General features: G+C 63.7%; 22 protein-coding genes and 2 riboswitches. Of the genes, 13 read left to right on the top strand and 9 right to left on the bottom strand.

All coding sequences use genetic code 11. The features are described 5' to 3' along the window. Positions 1-150 precede the first annotated feature (150 nt). From NO934_RS03780 to NO934_RS03760, 5 genes are all read left to right on the top strand, one after another. Positions 151-936: an SURF1 family protein gene (locus NO934_RS03780; protein ID WP_309162366.1), complete on the top strand. Its 786-nt coding sequence runs from the start codon at positions 151-153 to the stop codon at positions 934-936. A gap of 33 nt (positions 937-969) precedes the next feature. After that, the gene (thrC, locus tag NO934_RS03775; RefSeq protein ID WP_309162365.1) at positions 970-2370 is read left to right on the top strand and encodes a threonine synthase; all 1401 of its coding nucleotides are present in this window, start codon (positions 970-972) and stop codon (positions 2368-2370) included. A gap of 3 nt (positions 2371-2373) precedes the next feature. Further along, the gene (locus NO934_RS03770) at positions 2374-3633 is read left to right on the top strand and encodes a pitrilysin family protein (protein WP_309162364.1); all 1260 of its coding nucleotides are present in this window, start codon (positions 2374-2376) and stop codon (positions 3631-3633) included. A 15-nt stretch (positions 3634-3648) separates the two neighbouring features. Continuing rightward, positions 3649-4245, top strand: coding sequence for a GNAT family protein (locus NO934_RS03765; protein ID WP_309162362.1), 597 nt, complete (start codon positions 3649-3651; stop codon positions 4243-4245). A 119-nt stretch (positions 4246-4364) separates the two neighbouring features. Beyond that, positions 4365-7262 carry an EAL domain-containing protein gene (locus tag NO934_RS03760; protein ID WP_309162361.1) on the top strand — a complete coding sequence of 966 codons (2898 nt, stop codon included), beginning with the start codon at positions 4365-4367 and terminating at the stop codon, positions 7260-7262. 92 nt (positions 7263-7354) lie between these two features. On the opposite strand, the gene NO934_RS03755 is transcribed toward NO934_RS03760, so the two are convergent. After that, entirely contained in the window at positions 7355-7933 is a 579-nt protein-coding gene (locus NO934_RS03755) for a YqgE/AlgH family protein (RefSeq protein ID WP_309162360.1), read from the bottom strand. 133 nt (positions 7934-8066) lie between these two features. On the opposite strand from NO934_RS03755, the gene NO934_RS03750 reads away from it, so the two are divergent. The 8 genes from NO934_RS03750 to NO934_RS03715 all read left to right on the top strand — a co-directional run bounded on the left by NO934_RS03750 (position 8067) and on the right by NO934_RS03715 (position 16136). Next, entirely contained in the window at positions 8067-8876 is an 810-nt protein-coding gene (locus tag NO934_RS03750) for a protein-disulfide reductase DsbD domain-containing protein (RefSeq protein ID WP_309162358.1), read from the top strand. A gap of 143 nt (positions 8877-9019) precedes the next feature. Further along, positions 9020-9511 carry a peroxiredoxin gene (locus NO934_RS03745; protein WP_309162357.1) on the top strand — a complete coding sequence of 164 codons (492 nt, stop codon included), beginning with the start codon at positions 9020-9022 and terminating at the stop codon, positions 9509-9511. Between the two features lie 23 nt (positions 9512-9534). Next, on the top strand, positions 9535-10095 hold the full coding sequence (locus NO934_RS03740) for a hypothetical protein (RefSeq protein ID WP_309162356.1): 561 nt from the start codon (positions 9535-9537) through the stop codon (positions 10093-10095). A gap of 92 nt (positions 10096-10187) precedes the next feature. Further along, positions 10188-10282, top strand: a riboswitch (glycine riboswitch). A gap of 95 nt (positions 10283-10377) precedes the next feature. Beyond that, positions 10378-10481, top strand: a riboswitch (glycine riboswitch). A gap of 68 nt (positions 10482-10549) precedes the next feature. After that, entirely contained in the window at positions 10550-11695 is a 1146-nt protein-coding gene (gene gcvT, locus NO934_RS03735; protein WP_309162355.1) for a glycine cleavage system aminomethyltransferase GcvT, read from the top strand. Positions 11696-11714: 19 nt separating this feature from the next. Beyond that, the gene (gcvH, locus tag NO934_RS03730; protein WP_309162354.1) at positions 11715-12080 is read left to right on the top strand and encodes a glycine cleavage system protein GcvH; all 366 of its coding nucleotides are present in this window, start codon (positions 11715-11717) and stop codon (positions 12078-12080) included. A gap of 21 nt (positions 12081-12101) precedes the next feature. Then, a complete protein-coding gene (gene gcvPA, locus NO934_RS03725; protein ID WP_309162353.1) occupies positions 12102-13442 on the top strand; it encodes an aminomethyl-transferring glycine dehydrogenase subunit GcvPA in 1341 nt (446 codons plus the stop codon). Then, positions 13439-14989 carry an aminomethyl-transferring glycine dehydrogenase subunit GcvPB gene (gcvPB, locus tag NO934_RS03720; protein WP_309162352.1) on the top strand — a complete coding sequence of 517 codons (1551 nt, stop codon included), beginning with the start codon at positions 13439-13441 and terminating at the stop codon, positions 14987-14989. Before gcvPA ends, gcvPB begins: the two co-directional genes overlap by 4 nt. Before the next feature lie 97 nt (positions 14990-15086). Then, a complete protein-coding gene (locus tag NO934_RS03715) occupies positions 15087-16136 on the top strand; it encodes a DUF2332 domain-containing protein (RefSeq protein ID WP_309162351.1) in 1050 nt (349 codons plus the stop codon). A gap of 54 nt (positions 16137-16190) precedes the next feature. On the opposite strand, the gene NO934_RS03710 is transcribed toward NO934_RS03715, so the two are convergent. From NO934_RS03710 to NO934_RS03675, 8 genes are all read right to left on the bottom strand, one after another. Continuing rightward, entirely contained in the window at positions 16191-16541 is a 351-nt protein-coding gene (locus NO934_RS03710; protein ID WP_309162350.1) for a RidA family protein, read from the bottom strand. 73 nt (positions 16542-16614) lie between these two features. Continuing rightward, complete coding sequence (locus tag NO934_RS03705; protein ID WP_309162349.1) at positions 16615-17097, bottom strand: ATP F0F1 synthase subunit B; 483 nt, start codon at positions 17095-17097, stop codon at positions 16615-16617. A gap of 6 nt (positions 17098-17103) precedes the next feature. Beyond that, positions 17104-17733, bottom strand: coding sequence for a F0F1 ATP synthase subunit B (locus NO934_RS03700; RefSeq protein ID WP_309162348.1), 630 nt, complete (start codon positions 17731-17733; stop codon positions 17104-17106). Between the two features lie 107 nt (positions 17734-17840). Continuing rightward, on the bottom strand, positions 17841-18068 hold the full coding sequence (locus NO934_RS03695; protein WP_014129708.1) for a F0F1 ATP synthase subunit C: 228 nt from the start codon (positions 18066-18068) through the stop codon (positions 17841-17843). A 47-nt stretch (positions 18069-18115) separates the two neighbouring features. Then, positions 18116-18889, bottom strand: a complete 774-nt coding sequence (locus NO934_RS03690; protein WP_309162347.1) for a F0F1 ATP synthase subunit A — start codon at positions 18887-18889, stop codon at positions 18116-18118. A 23-nt stretch (positions 18890-18912) separates the two neighbouring features. Next, positions 18913-19284 (bottom strand): AtpZ/AtpI family protein, encoded by a 372-nt coding sequence (locus tag NO934_RS03685; RefSeq protein WP_309162346.1) that lies wholly within the window; start codon positions 19282-19284, stop codon positions 18913-18915. A gap of 207 nt (positions 19285-19491) precedes the next feature. Continuing rightward, entirely contained in the window at positions 19492-19866 is a 375-nt protein-coding gene (locus NO934_RS03680) for a DoxX family protein (protein ID WP_309162345.1), read from the bottom strand. Then, positions 19866-23327, bottom strand: coding sequence for a chromosome segregation SMC family protein (locus NO934_RS03675; RefSeq protein ID WP_309162344.1), 3462 nt, complete (start codon positions 23325-23327; stop codon positions 19866-19868). Before NO934_RS03675 ends, NO934_RS03680 begins: the two co-directional genes overlap by 1 nt. Positions 23328-23350: the final 23 nt, after the last annotated feature.

Below are 23350 nucleotides of genomic sequence, written 5' to 3'. Positions count from 1 at the left end.
TCCGCTCGCGACCGGCATTAAGGGCCGCGGTTCGCGCAGTGGCGAGGGCCATCTTTTTTCCGGCCCAGCGATAAGCTCCGGGCGCGGTGCCGCGGTGCCGCCGAGATTGGTCGGCGGGCTGAAGACGTTCAACAAACGAGGCGTTCACCAATGACCGAAGCGGTTCGCCCCCAGCGTCGCTGGAGCTTCAGCCAGATCAGTTTTGTGGTGTTGATGCTGGTGTTGATGGCGTTGTTCATCACGCTGGGAAATTGGCAGGTCCAGCGCCTGGGTGAAAAGGAAGCGTTGATCGCCGCTGTCGAAGAACGCTTCGATCAGCCCGCTGCCGCGTTTCCCGAGCAAGGGTCTTGGGCGGGCCTCGACGCCGAGGCGCTCGACTACCGTCCGGTTACCGCGACCGGCGCCTATGACCACGCCCGGACCGTACTGATTTTCACCAATCTGCCAGATCCGGTGGGCCGCTACGGCGGTGTTGGCTATTGGGTCATGGCGCCGTTCACGCTCGAAGATGGCGGCGTGGTTTGGGTCAATCGCGGCTTTGTTCCGGAAGCCGTTGCCGAGGGCTATGCCGATGGGGGTGATGGACCGCAGGGGACCACGACAATCGAAGGCGTGGCCCGCCGCCCGGAACAGCCCAACAGCTTTACGCCCGCGTCCGATCTGGATGCGCGCCGCGAATGGGTGCGCGATCCCGAGCGCCTTGCCGCCTTTCTCGACCCCGGCGTCCCGGTCGCGCCCGTAACCATCGATCTGGCGGCGGGGCCGGCTGGAGAGCTGCCGCAGGGCGGCGAGACGCAGATAACCTTCCCTAATCGCCATCTCGAATATGCCGGCACCTGGTACCTTTTCGCCGCCATCACCCCGGTAATGCTGGGGTTTTGGATCTGGCGCCAGCGCAAGTCCAGAAATCTTGCTCCTGAGGAAAAGGGCAATTAGGGTGCGTGCCGTGTCTCGGAGGTTTTTCATCTAATGCGGTATGTCAGCACGCGCGGCCAAGCGCCGACGCTCGGTTTCTGTGACGTCGTCCTCACCGGACTTGCGCGTGATGGCGGCCTCTATGTCCCGGAAAGCTGGCCGCAGTTCACCGCAGAGGAAATCCACAATTTCGGCAATCGTCCCTATCAGGACGTCGCGCTTGCCGTGCTGTCCAAATTCGTGGGCGACGAGATTGCCGCCGACGATCTCAAGGCGATGATCAAATCGGCCTATGCCGGGTTCAATCACCCCTCGGTGACGCCGCTGGTCGAACTCGAACCGGGCCATTTCGTCCTCGAGCTCTGGCATGGCCCGACGCTGGCCTTCAAGGACGTGGCCATGCAGTTCCTGGCGCGGGTGGTCGACCACATTCTCGGCCAGCGCGGCCAGCGCGCCACGATCGTCGGCGCGACTTCCGGGGACACCGGATCGGCGGCGATCGAAGCGTTCCGCGGGCGGCAGAATACCGATATCTTCATTCTGCATCCCAAGGGCCGCACCTCGGAAATCCAGCGCCGGCAGATGACGACGGTTCTCGACGAGAACGTCTTCAACATCGCCGTCGAGGGCACGTTCGACGATTGCCAGGCCATCGTCAAAGCCATGTTCAACGATCATGGCTTCCGCGATGGCGCGAGGCTGAGCGGGGTCAATTCCATCAATTGGGGCCGGATCGCCGCGCAGGTCGTCTACTATTTTTCAGCCGCCGTCGCGCTGGGGGCGCCTCACCGCAAGGTGACGTTCGTGGTCCCGACCGGCAATTTCGGCGATATTTTCGCCGGTTATGTCGCCAAGCGCATGGGGCTGCCCGTCGAAAAGCTGGTCATCGCCACCAATTCCAACGACATCCTGCGCCGCGCGGTCAATATCGGCCGGTACGAAAAGCGCGGCGTGACGCAAACCGTCAGCCCCTCGATGGATATCGAGGTCTCCTCGAACTTCGAACGCCTGCTGTACGAAGTGCTGGACCGGGACGGGGAAAAGACGGCGGGGCTTTTCGCTTCGCTGGCCCAGTCGGGCGGCTTTTCCATTCCCGAGAACGGGCTCGAAACGATCCGCGAGGAGTTCGGCTCGGGCATGGCCGATGAGACGGCGACCAAGGCGATTATCGCCGATGTGCTCAAGCGTTCCGGATATCTCATCGATCCCCATACGGCCGTGGGTGTCGCGGTTGCGCGGGGCTTCAATTTCGGCCACACGCCGCTGGTGACGCTCTCGACCGCCCATCCGGCCAAATTTCCCGAAACTGTGGAAGCGGCAACGGGGCGCCATCCCGAGTTGCCGGCCCACATGGCCGACCTCGGCCAGCGCGAAGAGCGCTTCACCGTGCTCGCCAACGAGGAAAACGCCGTTAAGGACTTCATCCGCGCCAATAGCCGCGCCTGGGAGGAATAGACTTTGACCGTCCGCACCACGACCCTCGATAATGGGATGACCGTTATCACCGACGCCATGCCGCATCTGGAAAGTGCCGCGCTCGGCGTCTGGGTCAAGTCCGGTTCGCGCAGCGAAACCGCCGATCAACACGGCGTTTCCCATCTGCTCGAGCACATGGCGTTCAAGGGGACCTCCACCCGCTCGGCCCGCGAGATCGCCGAAACCATCGAATCGGTGGGCGGGGACATCAACGCGGCGACCTCGATCGAGCACACCGGCTATTTCGCGCGCGTGCTCAAGGACGATGTTGGCCTTGCCGCCGACATTCTCGCCGATATCCTGCAGAATTCCGTGTTCGACGCGGCCGAATTGGCGCGCGAGCAGCGGGTGATCTGCCAGGAGATCGGGGCTACCCACGACAATCCCGACGATCACGTCTTCGATTTGTTCCAGGAAGCCGCCTATCCCGATCAGCCGATTGGGCGCACCATCCTCGGGACCGAATCCTCGGTGCGCGGGTTCAATCCCGATACGATCCGCGCCTATCTCGAAAGCCATTATGTGGGCGACCGCATGGTGATATCGGCGGCGGGCAATGTGGATCACGACCAATTGGTCGATCTCGCCAATGACCGCTTTCACGATCTAAAGCCCACCGGCGCGCCGGCACCCGAGAAGGCGCAATATGTCGGCGGCGAGTTCAAGGAAGTCTCCGACCACGAACAGGCCCACATCGTTCTGGGCCTCGAAGGGCGGGCGTACAATTCCGACGGCTTCTACGCCGCGCAGATTCTCTCCTCGATCCTGGGAGGCGGCATGAGCTCGCGCTTGTTCCAGGAGGTGCGCGAGCGGCGCGGGCTCTGCTATTCGGTTTACGCGTTTCACTGGGCATTTGCCGACAGCGGCGTGTTCGGAGTGGCGGCGGCCACCGGCGCCGAGGATGTCGAAGAGCTGTTGCCGGTGATGCTGGAAGAATTGCAGAAATCGTCCCGCGATATCACCGATGCCGAAGTCAGCCGCGTGCGCGCGCAGATCCGCGCCGGACTGCTGATGTCGCTGGAAAGCCCGTCTTCGCGCGCCGGGCAGCTTGCCCGCCAGCAGATTCTCTGGGGGCGCCCGATCCCGCTGCAGGAAACCGTCGATCGCATCAACCGCATCGACGCCGAGCGCGTGCGGCATGTGGCGGGACAGATCTTTGGTGATGCCAAGCCGGCCGTCGCCGGAATTGGACCGGTGGAGCGCATGCCCGACTATGATCGTATAGTGGCAAGCCTGAAATAAGGGGACCGGGCTCCCGTGTTCACCTTCGCTTCCATACGCCAGACCACACCGGAAATCCGTGGCGATGGCTTGCTGATCCGCTCGCCGCGGCAGAACGATTTCCAGGCCTGGCGCAACCTGCGCGTCGCGAGCCGCTCATTTCTGACCCCATTCGAGCCGCGCTGGTCCGAAGCAGAACTTTCCGCGCGCAGCTTCATCTCCCGGGTCCGGCGCAATCGGCGCGATGCGCTTTATGGGACCGAATTTTCCTTCTTCATCTTTACCCTGGTTGGCCGGCGCTCAACCCTGGTCGGCGGGTTGACGCTTTCCAATGTGCGCCGGCGCGCCTTCCAGAACGTGACATTGGGCTATTGGATGGGGGCCGAATTCGCGGGAAAAGGCATCATGACCCGATCGGTTGCCCTGATCTTGCCGTTTGTGTTCGACACCTTGGCGCTCCATCGCATCGAGGCGGCCTGCCTCCCCGACAATACCGCCTCGCGCCGGGTCCTTGCGGCCAACGGATTTCGCGAGATCGGTATTGCCGAGCATTATCTCCAGATCAATGGCGAGTGGAGGGATCATCTGCTGTTTGCGCTCACCCGCGAGCACTACAACGGTTTGGCCGGCTGATCCCGATCAGGCAACGCGGTTTGAAACTGTGACAATGCTTTTGAAACAGCGGCCAGCTTGATTGCCAAAGCCTAAGAAATCCCGCTACCACTGAATACCCGTTTCAGGATCGTTAATTTATGTCTTTCAATCCCGCCCGTTATTTCGTCATTCTCGCGATGCTGATCGCAGCATTGGCCGGAGCGACGGGCAGGGCGGCGGCCTTCGAAGTGGTGACGATCCCCGAGGGCATCAACGCGGTCAATCTCGGCGCGGCCATCGACGTGCTCCCCGGCGAGGAAGGCCGGGTGCAGATCAGCACGGCGCCCGGCGAGGACGGGATCATCCGCCGGATCGAGGTGATCTCGATCACCGAGGGCGCCAATCCCAATTGGGCGGTTTTCGCGCTGCGCAACGAAAGCGACGTGCAGATCGAGCGCCTGCTGGTCGCGCCCTATTTCCGCCTGCCCGGTTCGGGCGTGTTCCATCCCGATCTCGGCGCCGGCCGCATCACCGCGCTCACCCCCAGCCACGGCTTGCGGCCCGAGCGGGTGCCCGATTCGGAAGCCGACGTCTTCGACATCGTCATCGATCCGGGCGCGACTGTTACGCTGGTCGCTGAACTCACGTCCGAAACGCTGCCCGAGCTCTACCTTTGGGAGCCGGACGCTTATCGCGACTATATCAACTCCTTCACCCTGTTCCGGGGCACGGTGCTGGGGATTTCCAGCCTCGCGGCGGTGTTTTTGACCATCATGTTCGTGGTCAAGGGCAGGGGTGTGTTTCCGGCCACCGCGCTGCTCGCCTGGGCGGTGCTTGCCTATCTGCTCATCGATTTCGGCATTTTCGGCCCGCTGCTGGGTGTTTCGAACGCCGAAATCCAGCCCTTCCGGGCGGCGGCGGAGGCCGCCCTGGCCACGACCCTGTTCGGGTTCCTGTTCATCTATCTCAACCTGCACCGATGGCATTTCCGCTTCACGCATATGGCGCTGGGGCTGTCGGCCATATTCCTTGCGCTGTTTGTCTATGCGTTCTTCAACCCGGCGCTGGCGGCCGGCATAGCGCGGACATCGCTGGCGCTGATCGGGCTCATGGGGCTGTTCCTCATTCTGCTGCTCTCGATCAGGGGCTATGACAGGGCGGTGCTGCTCGTTCCGACCTGGGTGATCTATCTGGCCTGGCTGGTCTATGCCTGGATGGTGGTTTCCGGGCAGGTCTCCAACGATATCGCGCAATCGGCGGTATCGGGCGGTCTGGTCTTGATCGTGATGCTGTTGGGTTTCACCGCCGTCCAGCACGCCTTTTCCGACGGGCAGGTGTCGATCGGTGCGCTTTCGGAAGTGGAGCGCCGGGCGCTGGCCATGACCGGCTCGGGCGATTTCGTCTTCGACTGGAATATCGACCGCGACCGGGTCAACGTCTCCGAGGAGCTGGCTCTGCGCCTCGGCGAACGCAAGGGGGCGCTGCGCGGGGCCATCAAGCGCTGGCTCGACCGCGTGCACCCCGAGGACCGCGACCGCTTCCGCACCGCGCTCGACACCTTGATCGAACTCAAGCGCGGCAAGGTCAATTCCGATATCCGCATCGCCGGGTTCGACGGCAGCTATCGCGCCTTCCGCATGCGGGTCAAACCCGTGCTGGGCGGCGACAATCAGGTCAACCGCATCGTGGGCACGCTCTCGGACGTGACCGACGAGCGCGCCGCGCGCGACCGGCTGCTGCACGACGCCATCCATGACAGCCTCACGGGCCTGCCCAACCGGCAGCTTTTCCTCGACCGGCTGGAGCGTGCCCTGTTGCGCTCGCGTGAGTTCAACGAGGTCAAGCCCGCAGTCTTCCTCATCGATCTGGATAAATTCACCGATATCGACGAGCGCATCGGGCATATGGCGGCCGATTCGCTGCTGCTCGCCGTCTCCCGCCGTCTCTCGCGCCTGCTGCGTCCGCTCGATACCCTGGCGCGCATTTCGGGCGACCAGTTCGCCGTGGTGCTCCTGTCCGAGCAGTCGGCCTCAAAGATCGCCGACGTTGCCGAGCAGATGCGCAAGGCACTGCGCAACCCGTTCAATTTCGGCGATAGCGACATGACGCTCACAGCCTCGATCGGGATCACCATCTACGACAACAAGCCCGTCGATGCCGAAGACGTGCTGCGCGATGCCGAACTGGCCATGCACTACGCCAAGCGCCATGGCGGCGACCGCATCGAAGCCTTCCGCGCCGCGACGCGGTCCATCGCCGTTTATGCCCAGGCGCTCGAAGATGATCTCAAGGACGCGCTGGAGCGGCGCGATCTGCAGCTTCTCTACCAGCCCATCGTCGACATCCAGAATTCCAACAGGATCGTCGCGGCCGAGGCGCTGATGCGCTGGAACCATCCCGATCGGGGGCAGGTCAGCCCCAACGCGTTCATTCCGCTCGCCGAGCGGACCGGGCAGATCGAAAAGCTCGGCCGCCTCGCCTTCGAGGAAGCCGCCGAACAGGCGCGGCAATGGACGACGTCGATGAAGCTGCCCGAGGAGTTCTACATCTCGGTCAATCTCTCGGCGGCGCAGCTAACCAGCGAAACCTTGCTCAACGACATGCGCACGCTCGTGGCCCAGAACAAATCAGTCGCGCGGCACATGAAGCTCGAGATCACCGAAAGCCAGGTGATGGGCAATCCCGAGCACGCCGTCTATATGCTCGAAGCCTTCAAGGCCCTGGGGCTTGGGCTGGCGCTCGACGATTTCGGGACGGGGTATTCCTCGCTCTCCTATCTGCACCGCTTCCCGTTCGACACCATCAAGCTCCCCGCCCCCTTCGTGCAGATCCGCGACGATAGCGGCATCTCGCACACGCAGATCCCTATCATCGGATCGGTGGTGACGCTGGCGCGCGAACTCGATCTGTCGCTGGTGGCCGAAGGGGTCGAGACCGAGGATGAGATCGCGCGGCTCAAAAGCCTCAATTGCCGCTACGCCCAGGGTTTTGCCTTCGGCGCGGCGATGTCGGGTGCCGAACTCCAGCGCCGGTTGCAGGCGCAGATCGGGGGCTAGGGCCGAGAACCATCGACGTTAGAGCGTTCGGCGGGCGCTGCTGCTGGATTCCGAGAACAGCGCCAGCCTGGAACGCTGAATTTCGATTCGACCTATGCGTTGCCCGATGTCGGGCTGAGGGTCGCGCGGGTCACGCCCATAGCTGCGAGCGCGGCGTCGTACTTCTTTCTGGCCGGCACGGAAAACAGGAGATCGTCGGACCGGGCCGTGGTCAGCCAGCCATTCTGGCGCAATTCCTCTTCGAGCTGGCCTGCACTCCAGCCGCAATAGCCCAGCGCCAAAAGGCTGTGCCTGGGGCCTTTCCCTTGCATCATGGCGCGCAGAACGTCGAGCGTTGCCGTAAGGCAGATATCGCCATCGACGGGATAGGAATTGCCGTCCCGGAAATAATCCGAGGTGTGGAGTACGAACCCGCGGCTCGAATCGACCGGCCCGCCTTTGAATACGTCCTGGCGCATCATGCGGTCGGGAATGCGGATGCTTTCTTCTTCGTCGCCCAGCTCGAGTTCGGCAAGGATGTCGGAAAGATGCATGTCTTCCATGGGCTGGTTGATGACCAGCCCCATGGCGCCATCCTCCCCATGGGCGATCAGGTACACCACCGTTTCGGCGAACCGTTCGTCGCCCATATCCGGCGTTGCAACCAGAAACTGTCCTTTGAGCGTATCCATACTCAGCTCGCTTTCTGCCCGCCGCGTCTTCAGCCTAAAGTTTTTCCTGCCATATTCAAATCGTCTAAAGATCACGAAGCGATGATCGTTCGCCTCTTTCACCCGTTTGTATGCTGGACTAATGATCGTGCCCATGAAAAGAGCACTTCCCATCGCCCTCCTGCTGGCTTGCGCTGCCCCGGCCTCGGCCGCCGAAACCGATTGGGTGGAAGTTGCCCCCGAGGTTTCCTTGCGGCTGGTATCCGCCGATGTCGTTACCCCGGAGGGAACGGTGTGGATGGGGCTCGAGGTGGATATGCCCGCAACCACCAAGACCTATTGGCGCGTGCCAGGCGAATCCGGCCTGCCGCTCACTTTCGATACCACCGGGTCCGAGGGCATCGGGGAGATCGATATCGCCTGGCCCTATCCCAAGCGCGAGACCGCCGGCGGCTATCTCGATCACGCCTTTTACGGCCACGTTCTCATTCCCTTCCAAGTGGCCGTCGAGGGCGATGCCCCCAAGTTCGTCGCGGACGTAGCCATGGGCGTATGCTCGGACATCTGCGTGCCGGTCTCTACACGGTTCGAACTCGCGCCTGCGCTCGGTGCGCCCGACAGCACCAGCGATCTGCGAATCCGCCAGGCCCTGGCCAATGTTCCCTTGCCCCATGACGGGGAAGGCCTGCTCGGTAAGGCCTCTTTCGACGCACAGGAGGGGGCGATATTGGTCGATCTCGAGGACAGCCGGTTCGATCCTGCCTCAATGATCGCCGAGATCGCCGGGTCCAACCTTCTTTTCGGGGAGCCGGAACTCTCGCCGGATGGGGCTTCGCTATCGTTCCCGCTGCTGGGGCGGTTCGAGGCCGAAGACATGGCCGGCGCGCAGGCGCGGTTCACTTTCGATACGCCCGATGGCCCGTTTGAAATCCTGCGGCCGCTGACCATCGCCGGGAACCGGTGAGAGACAGCCGGCAGCCTCGACGCGCCGCCGGAATTCTCCTAAGAAGAATATATCCCGCAGCATAGGGCGACCGGGCCGGCAAACCTTAGTCTGGCCGTATTCCTCCTGTGTCTGCACGACCATTGCTTTTGTGAGGATTTCCAATGACCATCGAGCCCGGCCAGCCCATCCCTTCGGTGCCCGTCAAGCACGTCACCGAAAGCGGCATAACCGATGCGACGAGCGCCGATATTCTGGGCTCGGGCACCGTGGTTTTCTTCACCGTTCCGGGTGCCTTCACCCCCACCTGCCACCTCAACCATCTTCCCGGTTACCTTGCCACCGCCGCCGACCTCAAGGCGGCGGGGGTCGACAAGATCGTCTGCGGCACCGTCAACGACCATCATGTGGTCAAAGCCTGGGCCGAGGCGTCCGGCGCGCTCGGGACGCTCGAATTCATCGCCGATGGCCTGGGCAAGCTCGCGGCCGAACTGGGGCTCGAGCGCGATCTCTCCGCCGGTGGGCTCGGCGTGCGCTTTACGCGTTCGTCACTATTGATCCGCAATGGTATCGTTGAGGCCGTCAATGTCGAAGGTGCACCGGGCGAGGTGACCAGCTCCGGCGCTCCGGCTATGCTCGAAGCGCTGTCGGCCTAATAAAGAGAGAAGGGAAGGGCGCTATGGTTCGCACTGTCTGGCGTATCGCGACCGGCACGGCACTGGCAGTGCTTTTGGCCGGATGTTCCATGGGTTCGATGTTCGGCGGCAGCAGCGATGCAAGCTATGCCAACGTCAACGCCAGCCAGTCCCAGATCGCCCAGGCGGCGAGCGGCGTCATGCCGGCGATTGCCACCGAATGCCCACCCATCCGTATTCGGGAAGGCGCTGAATTCTATCGCTCATATGCCGGCAACCGCACGTCTGACCCGAGCGCGCTGCGCTACCAGGGGGTCATCGACCGGGTGTCGCGCAATTGCGTGGTCTCCAACGGGTTAATCACCGTGCGCATGGGTGCGGTGGGCAGGGTTATCGTCGGTCCGGCCGGCAGCGCAGGCAACATTACCGTGCCCTTGCGCTTTGCCGTGCAACGCGACGACCTGGCGGTGTTTTCCGAACGCTACGACATCGCCGTGGCAACCAGTCCCTCGAGCGCCAACGAATTCAGCCACACCATCGAAAACGTCGCCATTCCCTATGTGGGTGGCGAATCCATCACCATTTGGGTGGGTTTCGACAACTAGCGCTGTATGCCGAAAGGTGGGGAGCACTTTTCGTCGGCAGAGCTGCGCCACATAAAAGCGATTGACGGCGCCGGGGCTTTCTTTCATGGTCCCGGCCATCAGCGGGAGAGATCCCGGCCACCGAGCCGGGACGCCGAAGGAGCAACCGCCCCGGAAACTCTCAGGCAAAAGGGACCGCTGAGCTGCAAGCGTTGCCAGGAAAACTGGATACCGGTTTTCCGGTTCGGCAACGCGACAGGCAAAAACAGGGCCGTGCCGGGCTGCGCAAGCAGGACGTGCATCGGTCCGAACTCTGGAAAGCGGGAGCTTGAGCTCCCCACCGACGGGCGTAACTGGAGCGGCAAGGCTCCGGGAAATCTCTCAGGTTGACCGACAGAGGGGGCACCACGCTACGATGCGCTGCGCTTAGCCGCGTCGTCTGGTGCCGCCTATATGTTGAACCGGAGAGACCGACATGGCCGATGGGCCTTCAACCGACCTTCTCAAAACAGCGCTCTATGACCGTCACGTCGCTGCGGGCGGGCGGATCGTCGAATTCGGCGGCTATGCATTGCCCGTGCAATATGCCGGCATCGTCGCCGAGCACAATCACTCGCGCGAGGCCGCGAGCCTGTTCGATGTCTCCCATATGGGACAGGTCGTAGTCACCGGCCCCGATCACGCGACCACCATCGCCGCCCTCGAAGCGCTGACACCGGCCGATCTGGCTTCGCTCGCGCCCGGCGACATGCGCTATACGGTGCTGCTCAACGATCAAGGCGGCATCGAGGACGATCTGATCATCACCCGACCCGCCGAGGGACAGGCGCCCGATGGCGTGATGTTCATGGTGGTCAACGCCGCCCGCAAGCATCACGACCTCGACTTCATGCGCGCCAAGGCGCCCGCCGATATCGCCTTCGACCTGCGCGACGATCTTTCGCTCATAGCCCTCCAGGGGCCGCGCGCCGCCGAGGTGCTGGCAAAGCATACCGATATAACCGAAACGCTCGGCTTCATGCAGGCGGGGCCTGCAACCATCGGCGGCTTTGCGGTGAACGTCTCGCGCTCGGGTTATACCGGCGAGGACGGGTTCGAGCTCTCCATCGCCAATCAAGATGCTCCGGCGCTTTTCGATCTGCTGGTCGCCGATCCGCTGGTCGAGCCAGCCGGCCTGGGGGCCCGCGACAGCCTGCGGCTTGAGGCCGGCCTTTGCCTTTACGGGCACGATATGACTGACACCATCGATCCGGTCTCCGCCGGTCTGCTCTTTGCCATTGGCAAGCGCCGCCGCACCGAGGGCGGCTTTACCGGCGCCGACGCGGTTCTGGCGACGATTGCCGAGGGCGCAAAGACCAGGCGCGTGGGCATCCGTTTCGAGGGCCGCCAGCCCGTGCGCGAGGGCGCCGAACTGGTCGATGCCGATGGCAATGTGATCGGAAAGATCACCTCGGGCACGTTCGCGCCCACCGCGCAGGCCTCGATTGCCATGGGCTATGTGCCCGCCGAGATCGCCCGCGAGGGTGAAGCCGTGACGGCGTTGGTGCGCGGCAAGCCTATCGCCGGCACTATCGTCAAAATGCCATTCGTTCCGCAGCGCTATTTCCGCAAACCGGCCTAACCCACAAGGGGACCTCACCATGACTACCCGCTACACCACCGACCACGAATATGTCCGCACCGAAGGCAAGATCGGCACCGTGGGCATTTCCAACTACGCCCAGGAACAGCTCGGCGACATCGTCTTCGTCGAACTCCCCGCGGTCGGCGCGAGCTTCAAGAAGGGAGACGAGGTTGCCGTCGTCGAATCGGTCAAGGCCGCTTCCGAGATCTACGCGCCCGTGTCCGGCACCGTGACCGAGATTAACGAGGCGCTTTCCGACGAGCCCGGCCTCATCAATTCCGACCCTACCGCTGCCGGTTGGATATTCAAGCTCGAACTCACCGACGAGGCCGAACTCGAAGGCCTCATGGACGAGGCCGCCTACGCCGATCACACGGCATAACGTTACTTTTCCGGAGCCGCGATGCGCTATCTCCCCCATTCCGCCGCCGATCGCCAGCACATGCTGGCAACGATCGGTGCATCATCGATCGACGATCTGTTTGCCGCCGTGCCCAAATCGGTGCTGGGCACCTTCAGCCCCGATTTGCCGGACCATCAGCCCGAATTCGCCGTCGAGGCGCATATGCGCGCCCTGGCCAGCCGCAACCACGCGGCGGGCGACGGCCCGTTCTTCGTGGGCGCGGGCGCCTATCGCCACCACGTTCCGGCCACCGTCGATCACCTGATCCAGCGCTCGGAATGGCTCACCGCCTATACGCCTTACCAGCCGGAAATCTCCCAGGGCACGTTGCAGATGCTCTTCGAGTTCCAGACCCAGGTGGCGCATCTGACCGGCATGGATGTGGCCAACGCGTCGATGTATGACGGCTCGACCGCGACCGCCGAAGCGGTGCTGATGGCCCGGCGCATCACGCGCAAGAACAAGGTGTTTCTCTCGGGCGGCCTGCATCCGCAATATCGCGACACGGTGGTGACCTACCTCTCGGGCGAGGAAGGGCTGGAATGCCTTTCGCCCTCGCCGGAAGGGCAGGGCGACATCATCGACCATATCGATGACGACACTGCCGCCATCGTCATCCAGACGCCCGATTTCTACGGCCACATCCGCAACGTCTCCAAGCTCGCCGAAGCCGCGCATGCCAAGGGCGCGCTGCTGATCGTGGTGGTCACCGAGATCGTCTCGCTCGGGCTCCTTGAGGCACCCGGAGCGCTCGGTGCCGATATCGTGGTGGCCGAAGGCCAGTCGCTGGGCAACCCGCTGACCTTCGGTGGGCCTTATGTGGGGCTGCTCGCCTGCCGCGAGAAATTCGTACGCCAGATGCCCGGCCGGCTCTGTGGCGAAACCGTCGATGCCGATGGCGAACGGGGCTTCGTTTTGACGCTCTCGACCCGCGAGCAGCATATCCGCCGCGAAAAGGCGACGTCCAACATCTGCACCAATTCCGGCCTCTGCGCCCTGGCGTTCTCGATCCACCTTTCCCTGCTTGGGGAAAAGGGGCTCACGCGCCTCGCCAAGCTCAATCATTCGCGCGCCATCGCGCTCGCCGACGCCCTGGCCGGGGCAGGACTCGAAGTACTCAACGAGAGCTTCTTCAACGAGATGACGGTTCGCCTGCCGGTGCCCGCCGCTCCCGTCGTCGAGGCGCTGGCGGCCAAGGGCATCCTCGCCGGCCTGCCGGTCTCCCGGCTCGAGCCGGGCAAGCCCGAGGTCGAAAATCTCCTCATCCTGGCGGCGACCGAACTCACGACTGATGCCGATATCGCCGCCCTGGTCGACGCCCTCAAGGGAGAACTGGCATGAGCATGAACACCCAGGGGCGTCCGACCGCCCCGGCTGCCGATAATCTCGCCGTTTCCGGCGGCGCTTCGGCGCTGCTTCCCGCCGAGCCGCTGCTGTTCGAGATCGGCGATCGCGACCATTCGGGCGTCGATCTGCCCGATGTCGAGGTCTCAGACGATCGCCTTGGCGGGCTGCGCCGCAAGAGCGAGCTGGACCTGCCGGGGCTGACCGAACCGGAAGCCATGCGCCACTATGTGCGCCTGTCGCGCCGCAACTATTCCATCGATTCCGGCATGTATCCGCTCGGTTCGTGCACCATGAAGCACAACCCGCGATTGAACGAGAAAATGGCCCGGTTGCCCGGCTTTGCCGACGTCCATCCGCTCCAGCCCACATCGACGGTGCAGGGCGCCTTGGCGGTTATGGGGCAGCTCAGCCACTGGCTGATGGAGCTGACCAACACCGCCGCCGTATCGCTCTCGCCCAAGGCCGGCGCCCATGGCGAACTCTGTGGCATGATGGCCATCAAGGCCGCCCACGAGGCCAAGGGGCAGGGGCATCGCAAGATCGTCCTCGTCCCCGAAAGCGCCCACGGCACCAACCCTGCGACGGCCGCGTTCCTGGGCTATTCGGTCAAGTCGATCGACGCCAATGAGAACGGTACCGTCGATGTCGAGGCGGTCAAGGCCGCGCTCTCGGATGATGTCGCGGCGATCATGCTCACAAACCCCAACACCTGCGGGCTGTTCGAATCCCAGATCATCGAGATCGCCCAGGCGGTTCATGAGGCCGGCGCCTATTTCTACTGCGACGGCGCCAATTTCAACGCCATCATGGGCGTGGTGCGGCCGGGGGATCTCGGCATCGATGCCATGCACATCAACCTCCACAAGACCTTCTCGACGCCTCACGGCGGCGGGGGGCCGGGCGCCGGCCCAGTGGTGCTTTCCGAAGCGTTGTCACCCTTCGCGCCGGTTCCGTTCCTGCGCAAGGACGGCGAGACCATCGAGCTGGTAGAACATGTTCAGGGCGATGCCTTCGGGCGCCTGACGGCCTTCCACGGCCAGATGGGCATGTATGTGCGGGCGCTGACCTATATGCTCAGCCACGGCGCCGACGGTCTGGCCCAGGCGGCGCGCGATGCTGTGCTCAACGCCAACTACCTCAAAGCACGCCTGCAGGATCTGTTCTCGGCGCCCTTCAACGGCCAGCCGGTGATGCACGAAGTGCTGTTCGACGACGAGTTCCTGAAGGGCACCGGGGTGTCCACCCTCGATTTCGCCAAGGCGATGATCGATGAGGGCTTCCATCCCATGACCATGTATTTCCCGCTCGTCGTGCATGGGGCCATGTTGATCGAGCCCACCGAAAGCGAATCGCTTCAGACGCTCGATACCTTCGCTGCGACCATGCGGGAGCTGGCCGAAGACGCCAGGAACGGCAATGCGGCCCGCTTCACCTCCGCCCCCACCCGCGCCCCGCTGCGTCGGCTCGACGAGACGCGCGCGGCGCGCCAGCCGCGTCTGAAGTGGTCGGCGCCAACCGACGACCGTCAGGCCGCCGAATAGGTATACAGCCTCCCCGCGATGATGCGGGGAGGCAAAAACACCTTTTACGGCTCCGGCAAAGCCCTTAAACTTCGAGGGTACAAGTCGGAGGGCGTCGATGTCGAATATGAACCCCCACGTGCTTGAAACCTTCAGGTTTCAGGCCGAGGCCTGCCGAATCCTGGGCTCACCCTTCACCGCCACACTCTGTGATCTGCTCGCCGAAAGGCTGACCGATTCGTCGCGATTCGGCGCGCGCATCCTCAACTGGCCCGAATCGGCGCGCGCCGATGCTATTGCCCTGCGGGCGACCGGTGCGCTTCACGCGCTGGTGCGTTCGGGGCGGGCCCGCGATCTCGCCCAGCTTTATCCGCCCCTCGAGGCCAAGCCCGATCAGCTTTGGGACGCCATCGAGAAGGCCATCGAAAAGCACGACGATTTCCTGCACGATTTTCTCGACAGCCCGCCCCAGACCAACGAGGTGATGCGCTCCTCGCCGCTTCTGGGCATGTCGCTGCGGCTCACCGAGCGCCTGAAACTGCCGCTGGCGCTCTATGAGATCGGGGCGAGCGCGGGGCTCAACCTCTTCTTCGATACCTACCACTACCTGTTGGGCGATGATCGCGAGTGGGGCGACAGCAACGCGCTCGTTCATATAGAGAGCGAATGGCGCGGCCATGTTCCATCGCTGGATGCCGACCTGAAAATCGTCAGCCGCGCCGGTTGCGACCGCAATCCGCTCGATCCGCACAATCCCGATAGCGTGGAGCGGCAACTGGCCTATATCTGGGCCGATCAGCATAACCGCATCGGCCGTGTTTCGGCCGCGCTCTCAGCGGCCGCTTCGATGCCCTACGCGGTGGAGAAGGCCGATGCGGCCGATTGGGTAGAGGCGCGGCTGGGCGAAGCGCCCGAGCCCGGCGTGGCACGGGTCTTTTTCCACACCATCGTGTGGCAATATCTGCCCGAGGAAACCAAGGCGCGGATAACGGCTGCGGTCGAAGCGGCAGGCGCCAATGCGACGGCCGACAGTCCGCTGGTCTGGATGTATATGGAGGCCGAAGATCACCCCGCCGGCGCCGTGCTCAAGCAGACCGTCTGGCCGGGGGGCGAGCAGGAGACGGTGGGGCTATCAGACTATCACGGCCGCTGGGTCGATTGGGCATGAAAAAAAGGCGGCACCTAGCCGCCTTTTTCCTTGGATGAGCTGGGTGGGCCGGGATCAATCCAGCGCGGCGACCGCAATGATTTCCACGCGCAGATTGGGCGAAGCGAGGCGGGCCTCATAGCACGCCCGGGCCGGCGGATTGGCCGGATCGATCCACTTGTCATAGACCGAGTTCATCGCTGCGAAGTCTGCGATATTGGACAGCAGCACCTGCACCGAGAGCACCTTGGATTTCGTGCTGCCCGCTTCGGAGAGAAGAGCGTCGATCTTTTCGAGAACCTGGGCCGTCTGCTCCTCGATGGTCGCAAATTCGTCCTTGGCCACCTGACCGGCCAGATAGAGGGTGTTGCCGTGCTTGACCGCCTGGCTCATGCGCGGGCCGGAATGAAGACGTTCGATGCTCATGGTTCTCTCCTTTGTGAGTGCATAAAAAAGCGGGCCGCGCCGGGCCCGCTCTCGATTTGCGATTGCGTGCAGCTCAATTGAGCCGGCTGCCGACTTCCTTGATCGACTGGTCGATCAGATTGGCGCCGTTTTCCTTGGCCTGGTTGGCAAGCAACAGCCGCGCCGCTTCGATGGCGACGTCCGCCGAACGGGCCCGCACTTCGGAAAGCGCCTGAGCCTCGGCCTGGGCGATCTTGTCTTCGACGGCCCTGGTGCGGCGTGCCACCATGTCCTGGAGTGCTTCTTCCGCCTCTGCCGTCATGCGCTCGGCCTCATCCTTGGCCGCAGCGACGATCTCTTCGGCTTCGCTTTCGGCAGCCTTGCGCTTGCGCTCGTATTCGGCCAGCAGGGCCTGAGCTTCCTCGCGCAGCCGCTTGGCTTCTTCGAGATCGGCTTCGATCCTGGCGATGCGGGCGTCCAGGGCGCGGGTGATAAGGCCCGGAACCTTGAAGTAGATGACGATCGCAAAAAAGATCAGCAGTGCGATGAAGGCCCAGAAAGTGGCATCGAGTTCCATTTCCGATTACTCCTTGCTGACCTTGGTGACCGCTTCACGGGCATCCGCGGCCGAGACATTGCCCACGAGCTGGGCAACGACGGCCTGGGCTGTCTCGGTGGCGATCTCATCCACACTGCCCAGGGCTTCGGCCTTGGTTGCGGCGATCCGGGCTTCGGCTTCGGCCACCTTCTTGGTGAGATTGGCTTCGACCTTGGCGCGGGCCGCGTCGAGCTTTTCCTTGTTCTCGGCACGGGCCGCCTCGGCGATCCCGTGAGCGTTCGACCGCGCCTCGGCAAGCGCTGCCTCATAGGAGGCGATGGCCTGGTCCGTCTTCTGGCGCAGACGTTCCGCCTCTGCCAGATCGCCTTCGATCCGGTCGCGGCGTTCCTCGAGGATTTCACCGATCCGGGGCAGGGCGACCTTCTTCATAATGAAGTAGAGCGCAGCGAAGGTAATCGCCAGCCACAGAAGCTGGGAGGGAAAAGTGGTCGCATCGAAAGGCGGGAACACGCCCGTGACGTGCTCTTCGCCACCGGCGCCGACCACTTCGTGCGTCTCGCCGTCCGGAGACTCTTCGAGCGAGATGATGTTGGATTCGAGCGGCTCTACGGCCTCTTCGACTTCCGTTTCCTGAGCCTGGACCTGGCTAATCATGCGCTATCCGCCAATTGCAAAATTTGGTGGGCCGGCTGACGAGCCGGCACATGACGAGGCAGCCGAAGCGTGCTCCGGCCGCCTTTCATCGGACTGTTCGTGGTGAATTAGACCGCGAACAGGAGCAGAAGGGCAACCAGGAACGAGAAGATGCCCAGAGCTTCGGTCACGGCGAAGCCGAAGATCAGGTTACCGGACTGGCTGGGAGCAGCCGAAGGGTTGCGCAGGGCACCCGAGAGGAAGTTGCCGAAGATGTTGGCCACGCCGATGGCGGCGCCAGCCATGCCGAAACAGGCGATACCGGCACCAATGTACTTTGCGGCTTCAGCTTCCATTTTGTGATCCTTTCAAAGCCTTAGAACTTAACGAGGTCTATTGGAGATCAATGCGACGGATGGATCGCATCGTTGAGGTACATGGAGGTCAGCACGGCAAAGACGTAAGCCTGAACCGCAGACACCATGAATTCGAGAGCTGTAAGCGCGACGCCCATGATGAGCGGCAGCACGGCGCCCGCAATGCCCAACGCCCCAAGGGACGCGAGCGAGACGACAAAGCCGGTGAACACCTTGAGCGTGATGTGCCCAGCCAGCATGTTGCCGAAGAGACGAACCGACAGCGAAATCGGACGCGAGAGGAACGAAATGACCTCGATCGGCGTCACGATGGGAATGATGTAGCCCGGCACGCCCGAGGGCACGAAGAGCTTGAGGAATTTCGGGCCGTTCTTGATGAAGCCATAGGCCACGACCACCGTCATCACCAGCATGGCGAGCGCGAAGGTCACGATGATCTGGCTGGTGAAGGTGTAGAAATAGGGCACCATGCCGAACATGTTGCCGATGAAGATGAAGGTGAACAGCGAGAAGACGAAGGGGAAGAACTTCATCCCTTCGGTGCCCGCGCCACTTCGGACCATATTGGCCACGAATTCATACGCCATCTCGCTGGTGAGCTGCCAGCGATTGGGCACCAGGCCCCGGCGGCGGGTCGACAGGATCAGATAGGTGCAGATCGTCAGCGTCGTCAGCACCATGAACAGCGACGAATTGGTGAACGAGAGGGTGATGCCGCTGCCTTCGGTGCCGTCGCCGCCAATGGTCCCGAGGGTGAAGATGTCGTAGATGACAAATTGGTGAATCGGATCGTTCGCCAAGGTCTAAGCCCCTATCTCGCCCTTCAGTCCATATCATCCGCGTCTTGTGACGCGGTCTTGTTCGCATTCAGCTCCGCCACTACACGAGTGACGTTAACAATTCCAGCGGCAAAACCCACCATGAACATGATGAGCAGAGCCCATGGTGCCGTGCCGGCAAACATATCGATCAGGTAGCCGATACCCGAGCCAACCAGAATGGCTGCCACGAACTCGGCGCCGATGCGCAAACCGCGCGCCAGCGTCGACATGTCTCCCTGCCGGGACGCTTGCTGGGTGCCGTTGGCTGCAGCCCGCGCCTCCTGCGCCTTCCTGATCCGCGCCGCCAGATCGGATGTCTCCGACGGGGGCGGGGAAGGCGATTTTCCAGCCGGATTTTCGTTCGGATTGGTCACTTCAAACCACCGCTCCAGCCAGGCAGGACACCCGGCAAGAGGGTGCCTTCAAAGTCGCGCGCACCATAGTGGGGGCTCCCTATGGTGTCAAGCTGGTGTGATCGGCAAATTGTCGAGACATATCAATAACTTGATGCGCCACAGTGCAGGTGCGGCATTGCGTCAACACCCCGATTGTGGTCGCACGATGACGCCGAAGGGATTCTCTTAGCCGGTTGCCGCCAGGGCCAGGAGCCCGCCGATGATGGCGACGTTCGACATGAAGCCGTTAAACAGCGCCGCCCGCTGCGGCCCTTCCTTATCCCAGAAATTGAGCATCATGACCGTCGCGAGCACGGTGAAGAGGATCAGCCCCAGGGCCGATGCCGCCGCGAACAGGCCGAGCGCCAACGTGATTCCCAGCACGATCTGATAGATCGATCCCACGATCAGCACCAGCCGCGCCTGGGGCACGCCGCGCTCCTTCATGGCCGCGGTCATGGCGTCGAGCACCGGAAAGTGGCGCAGGCCGCCAATGATGAACAGTGCGCCCACGAGGATGCGGGCGACGATGATTGCCGTATCTGCCAATTCGGGTGTCATCAACTTGCCTCCAGGAAAGTTTCGGCGGTGCGCAGATCGACCGACACCAATTGGCTCACGCCGCGTTCGGGCATGGTGACGCCGAACAGCCGGTCCATGCGGCTCATGGTGATGGGGTTGTGGGTAACCACGACAAAGCGCGTCTCGGTGCGCTGGCGCATGGAATCGAGCAGGTTGCAGAACCGCTCCACATTGGCGTCGTCGAGCGGGGCGTCCACCTCGTCGAGCACGCAGATCGGCGCGGGGTTGGTCAGGAACACGGCAAAGATCAGGCTCATCGCCGTCAGCGCCTGCTCGCCGCCCGAGAGCAGCGTCATGGTCTGGGGCTTCTTGCCCGGCGGGCGGGCGATGATTTCGAGCCCCGCTTCGAGCGGATCGTCGCTTTCAACGAAAGTGAGTTCGGCCGTGCCGCCGCCGAAGAGCGTGGTGAACAGCTCGCGGAAATGGGCGTTCACCTTCTCGAACGCTTCGTTGAGCCGTGCGCGGCCCTCGCGGTTGAGATTGGAAATGCCGGTCCGAAGCTTGGCGATCGCCGCGATCAGGTCCTCGCGATCGGCCACCATCTTGTCGAGCTTGTCCTGAACCTCGGTGGCCTCCTGCTCGGCCATGAGGTTGACCCCGCCCAGGCGCTCGCGCTCGGCCTTGAGCCGGTCAACCCTCGCCTCGGTCGCCGCTTCCTCGGGCAGCGCCGATTCGGGCTTGATCCCGGCGGCTTCCGCCGTCCTGTCCGCAGAGATCCCCAGGATTTCCCCGATCTGCCGCTCGATCTGCTGCCGGGCGGCGATATTGCCCTTGAGGCGCTCCTCGACACGGGCCATTTCCGCGCGGGTGTCGGCAAGGCCTTCGGCAGCCAGCCGCGCCGCCTTGTCCGCCTCGCGGAAGGCGGTTTGCGCTTCGGCCAGCTTGTCCGAGGCCCGCTTGCGGGCGTGCTCGGCGTCCTCGATCTGGTCGTCGAGTTCGGCGCGCTTCAGGTCAAACGCGTCGGGCGTAGCGTTGAGTTCGGTGATCTGCGCTTCGATTTCTCCGCGCCGGCGCTTGAGCGTTTCGATTTGGCTCTGCGCGCCGGCCCGGCGGCGCTGCCAGCTTTCCAGCTCCTGTCCGATGCGGGAAAGCCGTGAGGTCCGCATCTGCGATGCGCTCTCGAACCCTGCCAGCCGCACGCGCGCCTGCTCGGCAGCCTCGCGCAGATTGGCCAGCGTCCGCTGCCGGCTTTCCGCCTCGCGGATGGCGTCGCCCTCGGCGCCCAACTCGGCAAGCGCTGCCTGTGCCTCCTCGGCGATGGCCGTGGCCTCGGCAAGGTTCTCCTCGATCCGGGCCTGGGATTCGGTCAGCGTTGCCCGGCGTGTGGAGAGTTGCGCGAGGTTCTTTTCGGCAGCGTCGAGCCCGGCCTGGGCGGCGGCAATGCCGCGCTGGGCTTCGCGCCAGGCGTTCCGGCGTGCCACTTCACTTTCCCGCGCGGTTTCCACCCGCGCCCGCAGCGTAGCGACCCGGCTTTGCGCGTCACCGCGCGCCGCACGAAGTCCGGCGATTTCGCTATCGAGGTCGGCCAGCCGGTTGCGCTGAGCCAGTCTTTGCGCGGCGGGAGTGGGCGCATCGGGCTTGGCGACGAAACCGTCCCAGCGCCACAGCCCGCCATCCCGGCTCACCAGCCGCTGACCGGGCTTGAGCGCACCCATCAGCCGCGCGCCTTCGGCGGCGTTTTCCACAAGCCCGATCTGGTCCAGCCGGCGCTTGAGCAGCGGAGTTCCCGAAACATGGGCCGAAAGCGGGGTGATGCCTTCGGGCAAAGCCGGATCGTCGCCGGCGGCCCCGGTCTGGGTCCAATAGAGCGGCGCAGCCGTGTCATCGGACGCTTCGAGATCGTCTCCCAGCGCCGCGCCCAGCGCCGTTTCCATGCCGGCAGCAACCTTGAGCGCGTCGACGATCGCCGGCCAGAGCGAACCGCCATCGACATTGAGCACCCGCGCCAGCGTCTCGGCCTCGCTTTCGAGCCGGTTGAGCTTGCCTTCGATATCGGCGAGCTCGGGCTGGGCGGCTTCAAGCGTCGCCACCGCCTCGGCGGCTTCGATTTCGGCCTGCTCCACTTCCGCTTCGGCAATGGCGAAGGCTTCGAGCACTTCGTCGAGCGCCGCCTGCCGCTCGGCGACAGTGTGATCGGCTGCCAGGCTGGCTTCGAGTGCCGCCACGTCCCGGGCGATATCGGCCTGCTGGGTCTGCAATCGCGCCACCCGCTGGCTCGCTTCCTCTGCGGCGCGGGTCGCCTGCGCCCGCTGCGCCCGGATCGAGGCCACGGCGTCGGCGGCTGCCCGTGCAGCGGCTTCCGCCTCGTCCAGCGCGGCGCGGGCCTCCTCGGCCTGGGCGCGGGCCATTTCGCTGGCCTCGCTTTCCGCTTCGGCCGCTTCGACCAATTCGATCCGCTCGCCTTCGAGCGTTTCGATCAACCCGTCGCTGTCGGAAATCAGCGCCGCTTCGCGCGCCACGTCGGTATCGATCTGCTTGAGGCGATCGTCGAGTTCGGCGCGTCGCGAATTGGCCCGCCGCAATTCCTCCTCGAGCTGCCCGCGCAGGATGGTCAGCCGCTGCAGCACCGCCCCTGCTGCGGCGTCGGCATCGCGCAGCGGTTGCAGTTCGGCGTCCATGGCCTCGACGACCTTCTTGGCCTGGTGTTCGAGATGGCTCGCTTCGGCCAATTGGCTGATCAGCCGGCCCTGCTGCGCCTCGGTTTCCTTTTCGGCATAGCGGGCCTTGACCCAGCGGATGTGGTAGAGCGTGGCCTCGGCCCGTCGGATATCGCCCGAAAGCGCGCGATACCGCGTCGCCTGCCGCGCCTGGCGCTTGAGGGTTTCAAGCTGCACCTCGACCTGGGCAATGATGTCGTCGACGCGCTCGAGATTTTGTTCGGCCGCCTTGAGGCGCAATTCGGCCTCATGCCGGCGCGAATGCAGCCCCGAAATGCCCGCGGCTTCCTCAAGCAGCGCCCGGCGCTGGGTCGGCTTGGCGGCGATCAGTTCCCCGATCTGCCCCTGCCGCACCATGGCCGGTGAACGCGAGCCGGTGGACGCATCAGCGAACATCAACTGCACGTCGCGGGCGCGCACTTCGCGGCCGTTGACGCGATAGACCGATCCCTGCTCGCGCTCGATGCGGCGGGTGATTTCGATGAGATCGGCGGTGTTGAACTGCTGAGGCGCGGTGCGGTCGGTGTTGTCGAGAACGACGGTGACTTCGGCCGAATTGCGGGCCGGGCGGTTGCCCGAGCCCGAAAAGATCACGTCGTCCATGCCCGAGGCGCGCATGGCCTTGTACGAGCTTTCGCCCATCACCCAGCGCAGGGCTTCCACGAGATTGGATTTCCCGCACCCATTGGGCCCGACGACCCCAGTGATACCGGGTTCGAGCACGAGTTCGACGGGATCGGTAAAGGATTTGAAGCCTAAGAGCTTGAGGCGCGAGAATTTCATTCACGCGCCCCGAAAAGGCGGTG

It is taken from the genome of Pelagibacterium sp. H642 (assembly GCF_031202855.1).
Taxonomy (GTDB): domain Bacteria; phylum Pseudomonadota; class Alphaproteobacteria; order Rhizobiales; family Devosiaceae; genus Pelagibacterium.
The sequence above is the reverse complement of the archived record's forward strand: the minus strand, read 5'-3'. Positions and strand labels throughout refer to the sequence as shown.

Coding starts and splice junctions, on each gene's coding strand:
- NO934_RS03780 (WP_309162366.1), top strand. CDS start 151: ATGACCGAAGCGGTTCGCCCCCAGCGTCGCTGGAGCTTCAGCCAGATC.
- thrC (WP_309162365.1), top strand. CDS start 970: ATGCGGTATGTCAGCACGCGCGGCCAAGCGCCGACGCTCGGTTTCTGT.
- NO934_RS03760 (WP_309162361.1), top strand. CDS start 4,365: ATGTCTTTCAATCCCGCCCGTTATTTCGTCATTCTCGCGATGCTGATC.
- NO934_RS03755 (WP_309162360.1), bottom strand. CDS start 7,933: ATGGATACGCTCAAAGGACAGTTTCTGGTTGCAACGCCGGATATGGGC.
- NO934_RS03750 (WP_309162358.1), top strand. CDS start 8,067: ATGAAAAGAGCACTTCCCATCGCCCTCCTGCTGGCTTGCGCTGCCCCG.
- NO934_RS03745 (WP_309162357.1), top strand. CDS start 9,020: ATGACCATCGAGCCCGGCCAGCCCATCCCTTCGGTGCCCGTCAAGCAC.
- NO934_RS03740 (WP_309162356.1), top strand. CDS start 9,535: ATGGTTCGCACTGTCTGGCGTATCGCGACCGGCACGGCACTGGCAGTG.
- gcvT (WP_309162355.1), top strand. CDS start 10,550: ATGGCCGATGGGCCTTCAACCGACCTTCTCAAAACAGCGCTCTATGAC.
- gcvH (WP_309162354.1), top strand. CDS start 11,715: ATGACTACCCGCTACACCACCGACCACGAATATGTCCGCACCGAAGGC.
- gcvPA (WP_309162353.1), top strand. CDS start 12,102: ATGCGCTATCTCCCCCATTCCGCCGCCGATCGCCAGCACATGCTGGCA.
- gcvPB (WP_309162352.1), top strand. CDS start 13,439: ATGAGCATGAACACCCAGGGGCGTCCGACCGCCCCGGCTGCCGATAAT.
- NO934_RS03715 (WP_309162351.1), top strand. CDS start 15,087: ATGTCGAATATGAACCCCCACGTGCTTGAAACCTTCAGGTTTCAGGCC.
- NO934_RS03710 (WP_309162350.1), bottom strand. CDS start 16,541: ATGAGCATCGAACGTCTTCATTCCGGCCCGCGCATGAGCCAGGCGGTC.
- NO934_RS03705 (WP_309162349.1), bottom strand. CDS start 17,097: ATGGAACTCGATGCCACTTTCTGGGCCTTCATCGCACTGCTGATCTTT.
- NO934_RS03700 (WP_309162348.1), bottom strand. CDS start 17,733: ATGATTAGCCAGGTCCAGGCTCAGGAAACGGAAGTCGAAGAGGCCGTA.
- NO934_RS03695 (WP_014129708.1), bottom strand. CDS start 18,068: ATGGAAGCTGAAGCCGCAAAGTACATTGGTGCCGGTATCGCCTGTTTC.
- NO934_RS03680 (WP_309162345.1), bottom strand. CDS start 19,866: ATGACACCCGAATTGGCAGATACGGCAATCATCGTCGCCCGCATCCTC.
- NO934_RS03675 (WP_309162344.1), bottom strand. CDS start 23,327: ATGAAATTCTCGCGCCTCAAGCTCTTAGGCTTCAAATCCTTTACCGAT.